General features: G+C 45.3%; 15 protein-coding genes and 2 tRNA genes. 13 read left to right on the top strand and 4 right to left on the bottom strand.

Going from position 1 to position 15,925, the window contains the following annotated elements; all coding sequences use genetic code 11:
* Positions 1-48 precede the first annotated feature (48 nt).
* Both trxA and P3L47_RS11755 read right to left on the bottom strand, forming a co-directional pair.
* A complete protein-coding gene (trxA, locus tag P3L47_RS11750) occupies positions 49-348 on the bottom strand; it encodes a thioredoxin (RefSeq protein ID WP_122360786.1) in 300 nt (99 codons plus the stop codon).
* Between the two features lie 61 nt (positions 349-409).
* A complete protein-coding gene (locus P3L47_RS11755; RefSeq protein ID WP_277780899.1) occupies positions 410-1,021 on the bottom strand; it encodes a hypothetical protein in 612 nt (203 codons plus the stop codon).
* A gap of 664 nt (positions 1,022-1,685) precedes the next feature.
* On the opposite strand from P3L47_RS11755, the gene P3L47_RS11760 reads away from it, so the two are divergent.
* Positions 1,686-2,438, top strand: a complete 753-nt coding sequence (locus P3L47_RS11760) for a GNAT family N-acetyltransferase (protein WP_277780900.1) — start codon at positions 1,686-1,688, stop codon at positions 2,436-2,438.
* A gap of 65 nt (positions 2,439-2,503) precedes the next feature.
* Here P3L47_RS11760 and P3L47_RS11765 read toward each other — a convergent pair.
* Both P3L47_RS11765 and P3L47_RS11770 read right to left on the bottom strand, forming a co-directional pair.
* A tRNA-Asp gene (locus P3L47_RS11765) sits at positions 2,504-2,580 on the bottom strand.
* A gap of 32 nt (positions 2,581-2,612) precedes the next feature.
* Positions 2,613-2,686: transfer RNA gene (locus P3L47_RS11770), tRNA-Asp, on the bottom strand.
* 297 nt (positions 2,687-2,983) lie between these two features.
* On the opposite strand from P3L47_RS11770, the gene hisH reads away from it, so the two are divergent.
* From hisH to P3L47_RS11830, 12 genes are all read left to right on the top strand, one after another.
* Positions 2,984-3,574 carry an imidazole glycerol phosphate synthase subunit HisH gene (gene hisH, locus P3L47_RS11775; RefSeq protein ID WP_122360785.1) on the top strand — a complete coding sequence of 197 codons (591 nt, stop codon included), beginning with the start codon at positions 2,984-2,986 and terminating at the stop codon, positions 3,572-3,574.
* A gap of 5 nt (positions 3,575-3,579) precedes the next feature.
* Positions 3,580-4,299, top strand: coding sequence for a 1-(5-phosphoribosyl)-5-[(5-phosphoribosylamino)methylideneamino]imidazole-4-carboxamide isomerase (gene hisA / locus P3L47_RS11780; RefSeq protein ID WP_277780901.1), 720 nt, complete (start codon positions 3,580-3,582; stop codon positions 4,297-4,299).
* 22 nt (positions 4,300-4,321) lie between these two features.
* Positions 4,322-5,077: an imidazole glycerol phosphate synthase subunit HisF gene (gene hisF / locus P3L47_RS11785; protein ID WP_122360783.1), complete on the top strand. Its 756-nt coding sequence runs from the start codon at positions 4,322-4,324 to the stop codon at positions 5,075-5,077.
* 13 nt (positions 5,078-5,090) lie between these two features.
* Entirely contained in the window at positions 5,091-5,687 is a 597-nt protein-coding gene (hisIE, locus tag P3L47_RS11790; RefSeq protein WP_122360782.1) for a bifunctional phosphoribosyl-AMP cyclohydrolase/phosphoribosyl-ATP diphosphatase HisIE, read from the top strand.
* Positions 5,688-5,693: 6 nt separating this feature from the next.
* Positions 5,694-6,371 carry a cell division ATP-binding protein FtsE gene (locus P3L47_RS11795; protein WP_122360781.1) on the top strand — a complete coding sequence of 226 codons (678 nt, stop codon included), beginning with the start codon at positions 5,694-5,696 and terminating at the stop codon, positions 6,369-6,371.
* Between the two features lie 65 nt (positions 6,372-6,436).
* Entirely contained in the window at positions 6,437-7,753 is a 1,317-nt protein-coding gene (locus tag P3L47_RS11800; protein ID WP_122360780.1) for an aspartate kinase, read from the top strand.
* Positions 7,754-7,833: 80 nt separating this feature from the next.
* Positions 7,834-8,991, top strand: coding sequence for a diaminopimelate decarboxylase (gene lysA / locus P3L47_RS11805; protein ID WP_122360779.1), 1,158 nt, complete (start codon positions 7,834-7,836; stop codon positions 8,989-8,991).
* Positions 8,992-9,232: 241 nt separating this feature from the next.
* Positions 9,233-10,036 carry a hypothetical protein gene (locus P3L47_RS11810; RefSeq protein WP_122360778.1) on the top strand — a complete coding sequence of 268 codons (804 nt, stop codon included), beginning with the start codon at positions 9,233-9,235 and terminating at the stop codon, positions 10,034-10,036.
* A gap of 37 nt (positions 10,037-10,073) precedes the next feature.
* Entirely contained in the window at positions 10,074-10,640 is a 567-nt protein-coding gene (locus P3L47_RS11815; RefSeq protein ID WP_277780902.1) for a Yip1 family protein, read from the top strand.
* A 13-nt stretch (positions 10,641-10,653) separates the two neighbouring features.
* Positions 10,654-11,115 carry an SsrA-binding protein SmpB gene (smpB, locus tag P3L47_RS11820; RefSeq protein ID WP_277780903.1) on the top strand — a complete coding sequence of 154 codons (462 nt, stop codon included), beginning with the start codon at positions 10,654-10,656 and terminating at the stop codon, positions 11,113-11,115.
* A 45-nt stretch (positions 11,116-11,160) separates the two neighbouring features.
* Positions 11,161-14,853, top strand: coding sequence for a methionine synthase (metH, locus tag P3L47_RS11825; protein ID WP_277780904.1), 3,693 nt, complete (start codon positions 11,161-11,163; stop codon positions 14,851-14,853).
* Between the two features lie 19 nt (positions 14,854-14,872).
* Positions 14,873-15,901 carry a DUF3810 domain-containing protein gene (locus tag P3L47_RS11830; RefSeq protein WP_277780905.1) on the top strand — a complete coding sequence of 343 codons (1,029 nt, stop codon included), beginning with the start codon at positions 14,873-14,875 and terminating at the stop codon, positions 15,899-15,901.
* Positions 15,902-15,925: the final 24 nt, after the last annotated feature.

The raw sequence follows: 15,925 nt of genomic DNA on the forward strand, positions 1-15,925 counted from the left end.
AAAGTATCGTCTACACATGCCGATTTTGTAATATATTTCTGCTATATACTAATTTTTAAACTTCTGTATTTGTTCTAGGAGAACTCTTTTCTCCACAACACCGGAAGTACGCCAGACTATTTCACCTTTCTTGAAAATGATCAATGTCGGAACGGATTGAATCCGATACAGATTGGCTACAGCCTCATTTTTGTCTACATCGATTTTCAGGACACGTGCTTGCCCTGCCACTTCCTTACCCAATGCTTCAACTGTCGGGCTCATTACTTTACATGGACCACACCAAGTGGCGAAAAAGTCTACTAATACAGGTTTATCTCCGTTTATAATATCTTTGAAAGTTTCCATATTGTTTTTCTATTTATAACAATTGGAATGTAATGCTTGTTCATCGAACAGATGAAGCCGGTTATTTTATTTCATTAATAACAGTTTCGCTGCTTTCAAAAACGATAAATACACCTTCCCATTTGCCTTCTTTCTCATAGCTATCAATACCTTCTTTCTCAACAAAACGGATTCGATATGTCGCTTTTATCTTTTTCATTGTAAAAGTTGAGCTGTTTCGTAACTCACATGAGGGAGCTAATGATATTGTTTCTGTAGTTGTTCTGTTTGGAGGAAGAGGTGTTTTTTCATTTTTGAAAGGTGCTTTTCTATCTCCAATGAAATATTTGTATTCAGAAGATAGCAATTCGAATACATCAGGAAAAGCAATCGATATCTCTTCTTCCGGCAAATAAGGCAATATATTTTCGTCAATGAAAAACTGAGAGGATTCTTCTACTTTTTCAGATGAATTAATAACAATGTCTTTTGTTGTATTCCCTGTATTACGGAAAACCTGTTCAGGTGTTTTTATTTCAAAAAGCTCTTCTCCGTCACCTTCCTGCAAAGCCCACATGATAGAACTAAATTCATATTGTTTTTCTTCGATTAGTTCTTCGTCATTGTCTTTACTACATGCAATAAACAAAAAAACAGATAATAGTAAAAATAGCGATCCGATTATATTCTTCATGGCCTCTATGAATATTGATTGTTTGCAAATGTATATAAGATAATTGCATATCAATGAATTAAATGTAAATTTGTATGTGGTTTTAAGGTTATTTATAAATGATGCCAATGTGATACAGGTGGAAGATTAATCGAACTTACCGGTGCTATTCTCTTGAAATACTTTACAAAGATAGGAGGAGGATATGGAACGAATGGACTGAATGGGACCCAATAGGAATAATAATCGATTTTCCGGAAGTTTTTTTAATTGATTTCCGTCTATAAAAACAATTGTATTTGTGTTCAAAAGCAATTGTTTTTCAGTTACAAATACAATTGTATTTGTAACTGAAAACTATTGTCTGTGTAAACACTGAAAAAAGATAGGCAGTTTTCAGTAATACGGGGATAGGGAAGATTGCCTGATTTGCCAGGCAAAATGAAATGTCTTCTTTGAATCCTTTTAAAACTGAAAAATGGCGATAGCCTTATATAATCTTTCCGCTGATGTTTTGTTTACTTTGTATGAATAAACCGTGTTATAGCCAAATGTCGGGTAAAGTTGAAGTGATCCGTATAAATTCACTACATTTACACGTCATAATTTGTCAACAATAATAAAGTGACATAACTACGACCAGCTCCTGTTAATTGATAATATCTAATTTGAAATGAAGATATATATGGATACAGAATTTATAAACTTAACAACAGACAATCTTGCAGATGAGCATTTGTGTTGCATTATCCGTACTAAAAAGCGCCATCCTGGTGTTGAGGCAAAGCGGCAATGGCTTTCTGAACGGCTGAATGAAGGTCATGTCTTTAGAAAGTTGAATGCAAAGGCCACGGTTTTTATAGAGTATGCCCCTTTGGAAACAGCCTGGGTTCCCATAACGGGTGATAATTATTATTATATCTATTGCTTATGGACTTTGGGTAGTTACAAAGGGAAAGGGTATGGGAAGTCGCTGATGGAATATTGTATAGCCGATGCTAAAGAAAAGGGTAAATCCGGTATTTGTATGCTAGGAGCAAAAAAACAAAAATCCTGGCTTTCCGACCAGTCGTTTGCGAAGAAGTTTGGCTTTGAGACTGTTGATGTTACCGATAATGGATATGAATTGCTGGCACTCTCTTTTGACGGAATAAAGCCGACGTTTGCACATAATGTAAAGAAACAGGGAATCGAAAACAAAGAACTGACAATTTATTATGATGTGCAGTGTCCTTATATCGATCAAAAAATCGGGATTGTCAGACAGTATTGTGAAACGAATGATGTTCCTGTATCTTTCATCCAAGTGGATACCCTACAAAAAGCTAAGGAGCTACCTTGTGTTTTCAACAACTGGGCAGTGTTTTATAAAGGACATTTTGAGACGGTGAATTTATTACAGGATGCTGCCAGCTTAATGAGAATACTCAAAAAGTAAAATTAGGATTTATATATTTTGTAGAAATAATAAAGCCTGTTAATCATATGATTAACAGGCTTTATTGGCGGTCCGGACGGGACTCGAACCCGCGACCCCATGCGTGACAGGCATGTATTCTAACCAGCTGAACTACCGAACCAAAACAAATAAGGAAATAATAATTAAAAGAGGCGGTCCGGACGGGACTCGAACCCGCGACCCCATGCGTGACAGGCATGTATTCTAACCAACTGAACTACCGAACCTCTTTTCATTATCAATCTCTCTCGATTGCGGTGCAAAGGTAAGTATTATTTTCAATTCTGCAATACCTTCGGTAAAGAAAATATGTCTTTTTTTTAATCATGGCTGATATGCAGCAGGTTAAGAAATGAAATTTTTTTCACTGTTTTCAAAAGTAACGGAGTTCTCTATCCGGCAATTTAAAACAGGTTTGTCACATTTCTACACTGTTTGGCAACTTTTCATAAACCAAAGGGGAATATGTTATGATAATTTGTTACTTTTGCAACTCAATATAAAAAAGAAAACGGAGAAAGAAAATGGACGTCGCCATTATTAAGTATAATGCCGGAAATATCTACTCAGTGAGTTATGCCTTGAAAAGATTAGGTGTAAGTCCAGTGATTACAGCCGACCCGGAAGTATTAAGTAAAGCAGATAAGGTAATTTTCCCCGGTGTAGGGGAAGCACAGACTACCATGGATTATCTGAAAGAACATAAACTGGATGCTGTTATTAAGGATCTGAAACAACCCGTACTGGGTATTTGTCTGGGTATGCAATTAATGTGTCGTCATTCTGAAGAAGGAGATGCAGAATGCCTGGGGATTTTTGATGCGGAAGTAAAGAAGTTCGTGCCCCATCGCCATGAGGACAAGGTGCCCCATATGGGATGGAATACGATCACACAAGTTAAAGACGGTTTATTTACCGCACAATTGGAGAACAAATTTGTTTACTTCGTACATAGTTATTATGTACCGGTAAATGAATATACGGCTGCAACCACGAATTATATTCAACCGTTCAGTGCTTCGCTGCATAAAGACAATTTTTATGCAACGCAGTTCCATCCGGAGAAGAGCGGTTCAGTCGGTGAAGTGATTCTGAGGAACTTTCTAAAATTGTAAGATATATGATCGAGCTTATCCCAGCTATAGATTTGATTGATGGCAAATGTGTACGCCTTACGCAAGGCGACTATGATACGAAAAAAGTGTATAACGAAGATCCGCTGGAAGTAGCGAAGATGTTCGAAGCGCATGGTATCTGTCGCTTGCATGTGGTTGATCTGGATGGTGCCCGTCAGGGACGGATCATCAACTACCGCGTATTGGAAAGACTGGCTACACGCACCTCTCTGGTGATCGATTTCGGCGGAGGTCTGAAGCAGGAAGATGATTTGGAGATCGCATTCGAAAGCGGTGCCCAGATGGTGACCGGTGGAAGTATAGCGGTAAAAAATCCAGAGGTTTTTACTTCCTGGATCCGGAAGTTCGGAAGCGAAAAGATTATATTGGGAGCTGATGCGAAAGAGAAAAAGATTGCCATCAGCGGGTGGGAAGAGACTACTGATAAAGAACTGATCCCTTTCATCCGGGAGTATTACGACAAGGGAATCACGAAAGTGATCTGTACGGATATCAGCCGCGATGGCATGTTACAGGGACCGGCTATCGGATTGTATGAGGAGATACGGGAGGCAATCCCTTTTCTATATATCATAGCCAGCGGAGGAGTCAGTTCGATTGAAGATATAGAAAAACTGGCTGAAGCAGGAATACCGGCGGTAATTTTCGGCAAGGCCATCTACGAAGGAAAGATCGAATTAAAGGATCTGCTTCGTTTTACCTGAAAAGAGGAGGAGAAATCAACGTATGCTAGCCAAGAGAATAGTACCCTGTCTGGATATCAAAGATGGAAAAACAGTAAAAGGAATTAATTTTGTGAACTTCCGCGACGCAGGCGATCCGGTCGAACTGGGGTCACAATACAGCCGGGAGGGAGCCGACGAGCTTGTCTACCTGGATATAACCGCTTCGCATGAAGGCCGTAAAACCTTCACTGAACTGGTCAAAAAAGTAGCCGCTAATATCAGTATCCCTTTTACGGTGGGAGGCGGCATTAACGAACTGAAAGACGTAGACCGTCTGTTGAGTGCCGGTGCCGACAAGGTATCGATCAACTCGGCGGCACTGCGCAACCCTTCGCTGATCGAAGAGATCGCGAAGAATTTCGGAAGCCAGGTCTGTGTGGTCGCCATCGATGCGAACTACGAGAACGGAGACTGGCTCTGCTATCTGAACGGAGGCCGTATCCCGACGGAGAAGCATCTTTATCAGTGGGCTTCTGAAGCCGAAAGCCGCGGAGCAGGCGAGATCCTGTTCACCAGTATGACGCACGACGGTGTAAAAGACGGATATGCCAATGAGGCACTCTCGGCTTTGGCTGACAACCTGCATATTCCGGTCATCGCTTCGGGAGGAGCCGGCAAGATGGAACATTTCCGTGATACCTTTGCAGAAGGAAAAGCGGATGCCGCGCTGGCTGCCAGCGTATTCCATTTCGGGGAGATCGGCATAGCCGACCTGAAGCAGTATCTGAATAAAGAAGGAATCAATGTAAGAATATAATTACAAGAATAAGATGAAATTAGATTTTGAAAAAATGGGCGGACTTATCCCGGCAATCGTTCAGGATAACAATACCAACAAAGTATTGATGCTGGGTTTTATGAATGAAGAAGCCTATGAAGAAACAAAGGAAACAGGCAAGGTAACCTTCTTCAGTCGTACGAAGAACCGTTTGTGGATGAAAGGTGAAACCAGCGGTAACACCTTGCAGGTGGTGAGTATGATGGTGGATTGCGATAACGATACCATCCTTATCAAGGCTATTCCGGCCGGTCCGGTTTGCCATACAGGAGCTGATACTTGTTTCGGCGAAAAGAATAAGGAAGACATCATGTTCCTGAAATATCTGCAGGACTTTATCGAACAGCGCCGTCAGGAGATGCCGGAAGGTTCTTATACCACTTCCTTGTTCTTGAAAGGAGTGAACCGTATGGCGCAGAAGGTAGGGGAAGAAGCTGTCGAGACCGTGATCGAAGCAACCAACGGAACAGAAGAAGGCTTTATTTATGAAGCATCCGACCTGGTTTATCATCTGATCGTATTATTGACCAGCAAAGGTCTTCGTCTGGAAGATCTGGCACGCGAATTAAAGAAAAGACATAAAGGATAAATTGCTATGGAAGATACAACACTGCTCAGACTGGAAGGCGTAGAAATCTGTCGCGACGAAAATGTCATACTGCATAATGCCTCTTTTACCTTGCGTAACGGGGAGTTTGTGTATGTAATCGGGAAAGTAGGCTCCGGAAAGAGCAGTCTGTTGAAATCCTTGTATTGCGAAATCCCGATCAGTCAGGGCGATGCCTGGCTGTTGGATTACAATCTCTGTAAGATGAAACGGAAGGACATACCCTATCTTCGCCGTAAGCTGGGTATTGTTTTTCAGGATTTTCAGTTGCTTACCGACCGCTCGGTGATCAAAAATCTGGAGTTCGTCCTGCGGGCGACCGGATGGAAGAAAAAGAGCGAGATCAAAGAACGCATCGAAGAGGTGCTTCATCAGGTAGGCATGCAGACCAAAGGATATAAGATGCCGCACGAACTGTCGGGCGGCGAACAACAGCGTATCGTGATAGCAAGAGCACTCCTGAATGACCCTGAACTTATATTGGCCGACGAGCCTACAGGTAATCTGGACCCGGAAACAAGCGGGCAGATCGTACAGCTTCTGCATGATATTTGCCAGAAAGGTACGGCGGTGATTATGACCACGCATAACTATACACTGGTACATAATTATCCCGCCCGTATAGTAAAATGTGAGAATGCATGCCTCGGTGATGTCGGAGAATGATTTTTTATGTAACTTTGCACACGCAAAATAGCAAGGAACAAACAATTTAATTATAGGAAAAGAAAATGAAAGTTTTAAAGTTTGGCGGTACTTCTGTGGGATCTGCACAGAGAATGAAAGAGGTAGCAAAATTGATTTGCTCAGGCGACCGTAATATTGTCGTATTGTCTGCCATGTCAGGTACAACCAACTCGTTGGTTGAGATATCCGACTACCTGTACAAGAAGAATCCGGATGGTGCAAATGAAATCATCAATAAGCTTGCGCAGAAATATTACGGACATATCGAAGAACTGTACAGCACCGACGAATATAAGCAGAAAGCCAAAGAACTTGTAAAATCTCATTTCGATTATATCCGTACTTTCACGAAAGACCTGTTCACCTTGTTTGAAGAAAAGGTCGTGCTGGCTCAGGGAGAACTGATCTCTACCGGTATGATGAACCTGTATCTGAATGAAACCGGCGTGAACTCCGTCCTGCTTCCTGCTTTGGAATATATGCGTACGGACAAGAATGCTGAACCGGATCCCGTTTATATTAAGGAACGTCTGGTAAAACAGCTGAACGAACATAAAGATGCCGACTTATATATCACTCAGGGATATATCTGCCGGAATGCCTACGGCGAGGTCGATAACCTGCAGCGTGGCGGCAGCGACTATAGCGCTTCCCTGATCGGTGCGGCTGTGAATGCGGAAGAAATCCAGATATGGACGGATATCGACGGTATGCATAATAACGATCCGCGTATCGTTGACAAAACATCACCGGTTCGCAACCTGCATTTCGAAGAAGCAGCAGAACTGGCTTACTTCGGTGCGAAGATCCTGCATCCTACTTGTATTTTGCCTGCCAAGCTGAACAATATCCCGGTTCGTCTGCTGAACACCATGCAGCCGGAAGCTCCCGGAACGTTGATCTCCAACGAAACGGAAAAAGGAAAGATCAAGGCTGTTGCGGCAAAAGATAATATCATCTCCATCAAGGTAAAGAGCGGCCGTATGTTGCTGGCTACCGGTTTCCTGCGTAAGGTATTCGAAATCTTCGAAAACTACCAGACACCGATCGATATGGTTACCACTTCGGAAGTAGGTGTATCGGTAACGATTGACAACCGCAAGCATCTGGAAGAAATCGTAGACGACCTGAAGAAATACGGTACGGTTACGGTGGATGAAGATATGGTGATTGTTTGTGTGGTAGGCGACCTGGAATGGGATAACGTCGGCTTCGAAGCCCGTATCGTCCAGGCGATGAAGGATGTGCCGGTGCGTATGATCTCCTACGGAGGCAGCAACTACAATGTGTCGCTGCTGATCAAGTCGGCAGACAAGAAGAAAGCGCTCCAGGCGTTAAGCGATCACCTATTTAATAATTAAAAATTGAGAATTGAGAATTGAAAATTAATAGATGGTAACTAATTTTCAATTCTCAATTTTCAATTCTCAATTCTCTTATTATGCTCAAAGGAACATTCCCGATAGATAAACTGAAGGCACTTCCTACGCCTTTTTATTATTATGATGTAAAATTGTTGCAGGATACACTGGATATGGTGAAGAATGAAGCCGGTAAATACGGCTATCATGTACACTATGCAGTCAAGGCAAATGCCAATCCGCGTATCCTGTCCGTTATAGCGGAGAACGGTCTGGGGGCCGACTGCGTGAGCGGTGGTGAGGTGCAGGCTGCCCTGAATGCCGGATTCCCTGCCGGTAAAGTGGTCTTTGCCGGTGTCGGTAAAGCCGATTGGGAAATCAACCTGGGACTGGACAACGATATCTTCTGTTTCAATGTGGAATCGGCTGTCGAGCTGGATATCATCGACGAACTGGCTGCCGCTAAAAACAAAGTGGCTTCGGTTGCCCTGCGTATCAATCCGGAAGTGGATGCCCATACCCATGCGAAGATCACCACTGGAATGAAAGAAAATAAGTTCGGTATCAATCTGAGCCAGCTGGGACAGGTGCTGGATAACCTGGCGAAACTGAAACATGTGAAACTGATCGGTATCCATTGCCATATCGGTTCGCAGATCACGGATATGTCCGCATTCCGTAACCTGGTTATCCGTGTAAACGAGATACAGGAAGAGTTGGAAGCCCGTGGTATTCAAATAGAGAATCTGAACTTCGGCGGCGGATTGGGTATCGATTATTATCACCCGAACCATCTGCCTATCCCGGCATTCGATAACTACTTTGCCGTATTCAATAAATTGCTGAAAGTACGTCCCGGTCAGCAGGTACATTTCGAACCGGGCCGTTCGGTCGTTGCCCAATGCGGGACACTGATCTCGAAGGTTCTGTATGTTAAAGTCGGTGAGACAAAACAGTTTGCCATTCTGGATGCCGGATTTACCGAACTGATCCGTCCTGCCATGTACGATGCCTATCACCGGATCGAGAATATATCCAGTGACGAAGCGGTCGAACTGTATGATGTAGTAGGGCCTATCTGCGAATCATCCGATGTATTCGGTAAAGATGTCGAGCTGAATAAGGCACACCGCGGTGACCTGATCGCCTTGCGTTCAGCCGGTGCTTACGGCGAGGTGATGGCCTCCCAATATAACTGTCGCCAGCTTCCGAAGGCGTACTATTCCGATACGATTTAATTATCTTATAAGAAGTTTAAACAGCACTATAGTGTCAGGTATCTTAACACTATAGTGCTGCTCCTATTAACACAATAGTGCTATCCCTTGTAACACAATAGAGCTATCAGTCTGCTTTACCATTGAGGCTCTTTCTCTTTTCCTGTTTTTTTATTTGTAGTGTTTCCTTTTTTACTACCTTTGTACGATCCCGTGATGTGGGGTGTGATAAATCTTGAATGTTTATAAAAGATAGAATGTGATGAAAAAGAAAGAGTTATATAGCATACTCATGATTTGTTTGCTGATGTTCTCCTCTTGTCTCGGAGATACGAATACCCGGATAACGGTGGGAGAGCAGGAAGCTGTCTATCAGTCACGTCCGACCAAAGGGTTTTATGTGGATGGCGGTCGTTTCCTTTATGGCTCAAACCTGAGTGTAACGGGGGATACCGGCGATTGTTTTCTGATAGAATACTCATTCGATTCTGCAGCTCCGGAGTTGCAAGGCACGGACAGTCTGTCCATCGAGCTGATTGAACAACCGGTCAGTGTACCTTTATGGCCTTTGGACAGCCAGATGACGGATACGACAAAGATATTGAATAACGAAGTCCTGACGGAATCATTACTGGGCCGCAAGGCCTATATCAAAGGACGTCTGTTCTTATGGTCCAATCATACGGAGACGGAATCTCAGCAGGATAGTTTCATGCTCAGCTATAATCCGGAAAAGATGTATACCATAGAGGAGGGGAAGCGGATTTACAATCTCTACCTTCGGGCTATAAAGAAAGTGACGAAGCCGGAAGAAGGCAGCGGTGATGATAATAAAGAAGAAGGTGAAGGAACAACCGAAACTGAAAAGACTGTAAAGGTCTTGATTACAAATGCATTCAATATCGAGGAGTTCTTTGATAAAGCGAAAGTACAGGAAGAGGAAAAGGGAGAAAAAGGACTTTCTATAGCAATAAATTACGCTTCGGCATATAATAAGGATACGACAGCCTGTTTGTGGAGTACGACGGAGCCGATGTTGATTTCGTTTAGTGAAAGAGTTGAATAAGGGAAGATAAAGGGGTATTAAATAGAAAAACGGAGAGATGTATAAGGAGATAATCAAATGGGTAATAGCCATCATATCTCAACCGGGGAAGGCCTGGGATATGTTGTCAAGAAAAGAAGAGAAGGGCGATGAGTTCTTGTCGCGATTCATATATCCGTTAATCGGACTGGTTACAGTGGCTGCTTTTCTGGGCGTGTTGTTTACGCGGAAGGAGTTTGATGTAGAGCTTGCTTTGAAATCGTCGATCAAAACCCTGGTCGCTTCTTTCGGAGGTTTCTATTTGGGAGCCTATTTTCTGAATGAAGCCTGGCAGGGATGGTTTGGAAGAGAAAAGGACATGAAACTCTGCCAGCGTTTTGTCGGTTATTCGTCATCGCTGATGTTTGCCTTGAATATCGTGCTGATGCTGCTGCCGGAGTTTTTCTTCCTGCGCATCTTCATTTTATATACATTTTATATTGTATGGGAAGGAGCCGGTCCTTATATGCAGATGGAAGAAAAGGAACGGCTGAAGTTTGCCGGTATAACGACCGTTATCATTTTGCTGACACCGGCGGTGATCGAGTTTGTGCTGTTCATGCTGATGCCGGGATTACGTTTTTGACAGTTAGAAAAAGATGAAAGAGAAGATTAGTAATAATATACAGATAAAGAACAAGCGGGCAACCTTCGATTATGAATTGCTCGATACGTTTACTGCCGGGATCGTGCTGACCGGGACGGAGATCAAATCCATCCGCCTGGGAAAAGCCAGCCTGGTCGATACGTTCTGTATCATGGAGAAAGGCGAGTTGTGGGTGAAGAACATGTACATCGCCGAGTATTTTTACGGTACCTATAATAATCATGTCGCACGCCGCGACCGTAAATTGCTGCTTACCAAAAAGGAGCTGCGCAAGATAGACAATGCAGCCCGTAACAGTGGTTTTACCATTATCCCGACCCGTATGTTCATCAACGAGAAAGGGTTGGCGAAAGTGGTCGTAGCCATAGCCAAAGGTAAGAAGGAATACGATAAACGAGATTCCATCAAAGCCCGTGACGACAAGCGGGAGATGGACAGAGCATTTAGACGGTAAGAGAAACTCTTGCCGTTTCTTTTTTCAAACGGAAAAGACATATCTATGAATAAGGAAACATTTATACGCTCCCTGCAGGAACGTATCCTGATACTGGACGGTGGTATGGGTACTATGATCCAGGGATTCAAACTGACTGAACAGGATTACAGAGGCGACCGTTTCGTCGATTTTCCCGGACAGCTGAAAGGGAACAACGACCTGTTGTGCATCACCCGTCCGGATGTGATCAAGTCGATCCACCGGCAGTATCTGGATGCCGGGGCAGATATCTTCGCTACCAATACATTCAATGCGAACGCCATTTCGATGGAAGATTACGCCATGCAGGAGTATGTGCGTGAGATTAACTTGGCTGCCGGAAAGCTCGGACGGGAAGTAGCCGACGGGTTTATGGCGGAGCATCCGGACCGGACGATCTTTGTCGCCGGTTCTATCGGCCCGACCAACAAGACGGCATCCATGAGCCCCGATGTGAGTAATCCAGCTTATCGTGCGGTAACCTATAAAGATATATATAAAGCCTACAAAGAACAGGTGGAGGCGCTGGTCGACGGAGGCGTGGACATCATTCTTTTTGAAACGACTTTCGATACGCTGAATGTGAAAGCGGGACTGGAAGCTGCTGAAACTGTTTTGAAAGAAAAAGGGAAAGAGTTGCCGATCATGTTGTCACTGACGCTTTCTGCCCAGGGGGGACGTACTCTTTCCGGTCAGACACTGGGTGCCTGCCTGGCTTCGGTCCAGCATGTCAACCTGGTCAGTATCGGTTTAAACTGTTCCTTCGGAGCAGCGGATATGAAGCCTTTCCTTGCCGACCTGGCCAAACATGCTCCCTATTATATAAGCGCTTATCCGAATGCCGGATTACCCAATACGTTCGGTACTTATGACGAGACTCCGGAAAAGATGGCGGGGCATGTGAAGCCGTTCATCGAAGAGGGGCTGGTGAATATACTGGGAGGTTGTTGTGGTACCACACCCGCCCATATCGCCCAGTATCCGGCGTTGATAAAAGGAGCAAAGCCGCATGTGCCTGCCGCGAAGCCGGATTGTCTGTGGCTGTCCGGTCTTGAGCTGCTGGAAGTAAAGAAAGAAAATAACTTTATCAATATAGGCGAACGTTGTAACGTCGCCGGTTCCCGTAAGTTCCTTCGTCTGATCAAGGAAGGGAACTACGAAGAAGCCTTGACGATTGCCCGCAAGCAGGTGGAAGACGGTGCGCAGGTGATCGATATCAATATGGACGACGGGATGCTGGATGCCGTCAAGGAAATGACGACTTTCCTGAATCTGGTCGCTTCCGAACCGGATATCGCCCGGGTGCCTGTCATGATCGACTCTTCCAAATGGCAGGTGATCGAAGAAGGGCTGATGTGCGTACAGGGAAAAAGTATCGTCAACTCGATTTCCCTGAAAGAAGGAGAAGAAGTATTCCTGGCTCATGCCGCCCGCATCAAACAGTTGGGAGCGGCTGTCGTCGTCATGGCTTTCGATGAGAAAGGGCAGGCGGATACATTCGAACGGAAAGTGGAAGTCTGCGGACGCGCATATCGTTTGCTTCGGGAGAAAATAGATTTTGATCCGAACGGAATTATTTTCGATCCGAATGTACTGGCAATCGCTACCGGTATGGAAGAACATAACGGATACGGTCTGGACTTTATCCGTGCCGTCGAGTGGATCAAGCAGAATCTGCCGGGAGCCAAGGTGAGCGGCGGTATCAGTAACCTATCTTTCTCGTTCCGTGGAAATAATTATGTGCGTGAAGCGATGCACTCCGTATTCCTGTACCATGCTATTAGTAAAGGGCTGGATATGGGTATTGTAAATCCTTCTTCTGCCGTAATCTATGAAGATATCGAACCGGAGTTCCGTAATTTGCTGGAAGATGTGATTCTGTACCGTCGTCCGGAAGCCGCCGAAGAGCTGATTACGTATGCCCAGAACCTGCATGTGGATAAGCAGGGGGGAGGAGAAGCAAAACAGGAAGCCTGGCGCGAACAACCGCTGAAGGAACGTCTGGAGTATGCCCTGATCAAAGGGATCGGCGACCATCTGGAAGAAGACTTGCAGGAAGCATTGAAAGAATATCCGCGTCCTGTGAATATTATCGACGGTCCGCTGATGAGCGGTATGAATAAGGTCGGTGAACTGTTCGGTGCCGGGAAGATGTTCTTGCCGCAGGTGGTAAAGACAGCTCGTACCATGAAAAAGGCGGTAGCCATCCTTCAGCCAGCCATTGAAGCCGATAAAACGGCATCCGGCTCGGCGAAAGCCGGAAAGGTTCTTTTCGCAACGGTGAAAGGCGACGTACATGACATCGGCAAAAACATCGTTTCGATCGTTCTTGCCTGCAACAATTACGAAGTGATCGACCTGGGTGTGATGGTTCCTGCCGAGGTGATCGTGAAGACTGCCATCGACGAGCAACCCGACCTGGTCTGCCTGTCAGGACTGATCACGCCCTCCCTGGAAGAGATGGTACACGTGACGGACGAGATGCAGAAAGCCGGATTGACTATTCCGATCATGGTCGGTGGCGCAACCACCTCCAAGCTACATACGGCTATAAAGATAGCCCCTCATTATGATTATCCGGTGATCCACGTACTCGATGCGTCGCAGAACCCGCTGATTGCCGCCAAACTGCTGAATCCGGATACCCGTGATGCTTATATTGAAAGCCTGAATAAGGAATACGAAGCATTGCGCGTTTCGATGGATCAGAAAAAGGAGATATTAGTTCCGCTAAGTGAAGCTCGCCTCCATCCGCAGAAAATAGACTGGACCGGCTGGAATCCTACGACCCCGAATCAGTTGGGTGTCCATGTTCTGCCGTATATTCCATTGGAGGAAATCATACCTTATATACACTGGACCTTCTTCTTCTCTGCCTGGAAACTGAGCGGACGTTTTGCCGGAATCGCCCAATTGCACGGATGCGACTCCTGTCGTGCCCAGTGGTTGGCTAGTTTTCCGGAAGGAGACCGTGCGAAGGCAGCCGAAGCCATGCAGTTGCATAAAGATGCCGTCCGTCTGCTGAATCGGCTGGTGGACAGGAAGGCGGAATATTGTAAAGCCATTTACGGATTCTTCCCGGCTAATAGTGACGGGGATAGTATCCGGATGGGCGATATCGTGATCCCTGTATTGCGTCAGCAGGCAAAGAAGGACGAGGGTGTTTATAAATCGCTTGCCGATTATGTCATGCCTGCTTCGGAAGGCCGTACGGATTATGTCGGTGCTTTTGTCGTAACAGCCGGTGTCGGTGCCGAGGCTCTGAAGAACCAGTTCGAGGAGGAGGGCGATACCTACAGTTCGATGTTGCTCCAGACATTAACGGACCGTCTGGCAGAAGCACTTGCCGAATATCTGCATGAGAAGGTGCGTAAGGAATACTGGGGATATGCTCCGGACGAGTCTTTATCCATCCCGGATCTGTATAAGGTGAAATATCAGGGAATCCGTCCGGCGGTAGGTTATCCTTCGTTGCCGGATCAGTTGTTGAATTACACGCTGGATAATCTGCTGGATATGTCGCAGATCGGGGTGAAGCTGACAGAGAACGGCGCCATGTATCCGACAGCAACGGTAAGCGGTATTTACATCGCTCATCCGGATTCGCAGTATTTCATGATCGGTTCGATCGATGAAGAGCAGATGAAAGATTACGCTGCCCGTCGCAATCTGTCGGAAGCGGATGCGAAGAAGCTGCTGAATAAGAATATATCGTAAACAGATAAATGTAAAGAGCATGTGGAGATATATACGCTGGTCGTTACTGGCAGGATTGTTGATCGGGGTGTGGATTGTCATGCGGTTGCCGGTGGCAGCCGAATTTTATGCCCGTCGGATCTATCCGGCTGTTTCCGGTGTGCTGTCCCGCATCTCATCCCCTTTCCCTTTTTCCGTAGGTGATTGTTTCATCTACGGAAGCATTGTCGGTATCCTGGTCTATCTGATCTATGCTTTTGTGAAGAAGCGTTCATGGAAAAAGACAGTCGGGCGTACGGTCGAATACCTGTTATGGGTGTATGCCTGGTTCTATCTGGCCTGGGGACTGAATTATTTCCGGGAGGACTTCTTTACACGGACACAACTCCCTTATGCCGATTATTCGGAAGAGGATTTCCGCTCTTTCCTTTCGGCTTATACCGATTCGCTGAATGCCTCTTTCACTCCGGTTGAAAAGGTGGATCAGGCCGTCATTGCCTCGGAGGTGAAGAACGGTTACCAGGAGATAGCCGGACGTTTCGGGCTGGTGTCTCCCGTCGGTTACCTTCATCCGAAACCGATGCTGCTCCCGTCGTTGATGAGCGGTGTGGGAGTTTTGGGATATATTGGTCCCTTTTTTATCGAATACAATCTGAATCCGGACCTGCTTCCTGTCCAGTATCCTTTCACGTATGCCCATGAAATGGCGCATGTACTGGGCATCTCCAGTGAGGCGGAGGCCAACCTGTATGGCTTTCTGGTCTGCTCACGTTCCGAAGTGCCGGAGATCCGTTTCTCTGCCTGGTTTGCCTTGTTGCCTTATGTGTTGGGTAATGCCTGGCAGTTATTGCCGGAAGAAGACTTCGAGCAATGGAAGGAAACGATATCGCCTGAAGTAAAAAAGGCATACAACGATAAGGTCGCTTATTGGCAGGGTTTGTATAGTCCGATGATCGGGGATATGCAGGATACGCTTTATAACTGGTTCCTGAAAAGTAACAATATCCCCTCCGGACGTAAAAATTATTCTGAGGTAGTGGCACTTCTGATGGCTGTTAATACAAAATAAACTGCTACATTTGTAACCGTCTGC

The sequence above is a fragment of the Parabacteroides chongii genome, from assembly GCF_029581355.1.
In the GTDB taxonomy this organism is placed as follows: Bacteria; Bacteroidota; Bacteroidia; order Bacteroidales; family Tannerellaceae; genus Parabacteroides; species Parabacteroides chongii.

Excerpts from the sequence above, each read along its gene's own strand:
- P3L47_RS11755 (WP_277780899.1), bottom strand. The coding sequence starts at position 1,021 with ATGAAGAATATAATCGGATCGCTATTTTTACTATTATCTGTTTTTTTG.
- P3L47_RS11760 (WP_277780900.1), top strand. The coding sequence starts at position 1,686 with ATGGATACAGAATTTATAAACTTAACAACAGACAATCTTGCAGATGAG.
- hisA (WP_277780901.1), top strand. The coding sequence starts at position 3,580 with ATGATCGAGCTTATCCCAGCTATAGATTTGATTGATGGCAAATGTGTA.
- P3L47_RS11800 (WP_122360780.1), top strand. The coding sequence starts at position 6,437 with ATGAAAGTTTTAAAGTTTGGCGGTACTTCTGTGGGATCTGCACAGAGA.
- P3L47_RS11830 (WP_277780905.1), top strand. The coding sequence starts at position 14,873 with ATGTGGAGATATATACGCTGGTCGTTACTGGCAGGATTGTTGATCGGG.
- P3L47_RS11795 (WP_122360781.1), top strand. The coding sequence starts at position 5,694 with ATGGAAGATACAACACTGCTCAGACTGGAAGGCGTAGAAATCTGTCGC.
- P3L47_RS11815 (WP_277780902.1), top strand. The coding sequence starts at position 10,074 with ATGTATAAGGAGATAATCAAATGGGTAATAGCCATCATATCTCAACCG.
- P3L47_RS11810 (WP_122360778.1), top strand. The coding sequence starts at position 9,233 with ATGAAAAAGAAAGAGTTATATAGCATACTCATGATTTGTTTGCTGATG.
- trxA (WP_122360786.1), bottom strand. The coding sequence starts at position 348 with ATGGAAACTTTCAAAGATATTATAAACGGAGATAAACCTGTATTAGTA.
- hisF (WP_122360783.1), top strand. The coding sequence starts at position 4,322 with ATGCTAGCCAAGAGAATAGTACCCTGTCTGGATATCAAAGATGGAAAA.
- hisIE (WP_122360782.1), top strand. The coding sequence starts at position 5,091 with ATGAAATTAGATTTTGAAAAAATGGGCGGACTTATCCCGGCAATCGTT.
- hisH (WP_122360785.1), top strand. The coding sequence starts at position 2,984 with ATGGACGTCGCCATTATTAAGTATAATGCCGGAAATATCTACTCAGTG.
- smpB (WP_277780903.1), top strand. The coding sequence starts at position 10,654 with ATGAAAGAGAAGATTAGTAATAATATACAGATAAAGAACAAGCGGGCA.
- metH (WP_277780904.1), top strand. The coding sequence starts at position 11,161 with ATGAATAAGGAAACATTTATACGCTCCCTGCAGGAACGTATCCTGATA.
- lysA (WP_122360779.1), top strand. The coding sequence starts at position 7,834 with ATGCTCAAAGGAACATTCCCGATAGATAAACTGAAGGCACTTCCTACG.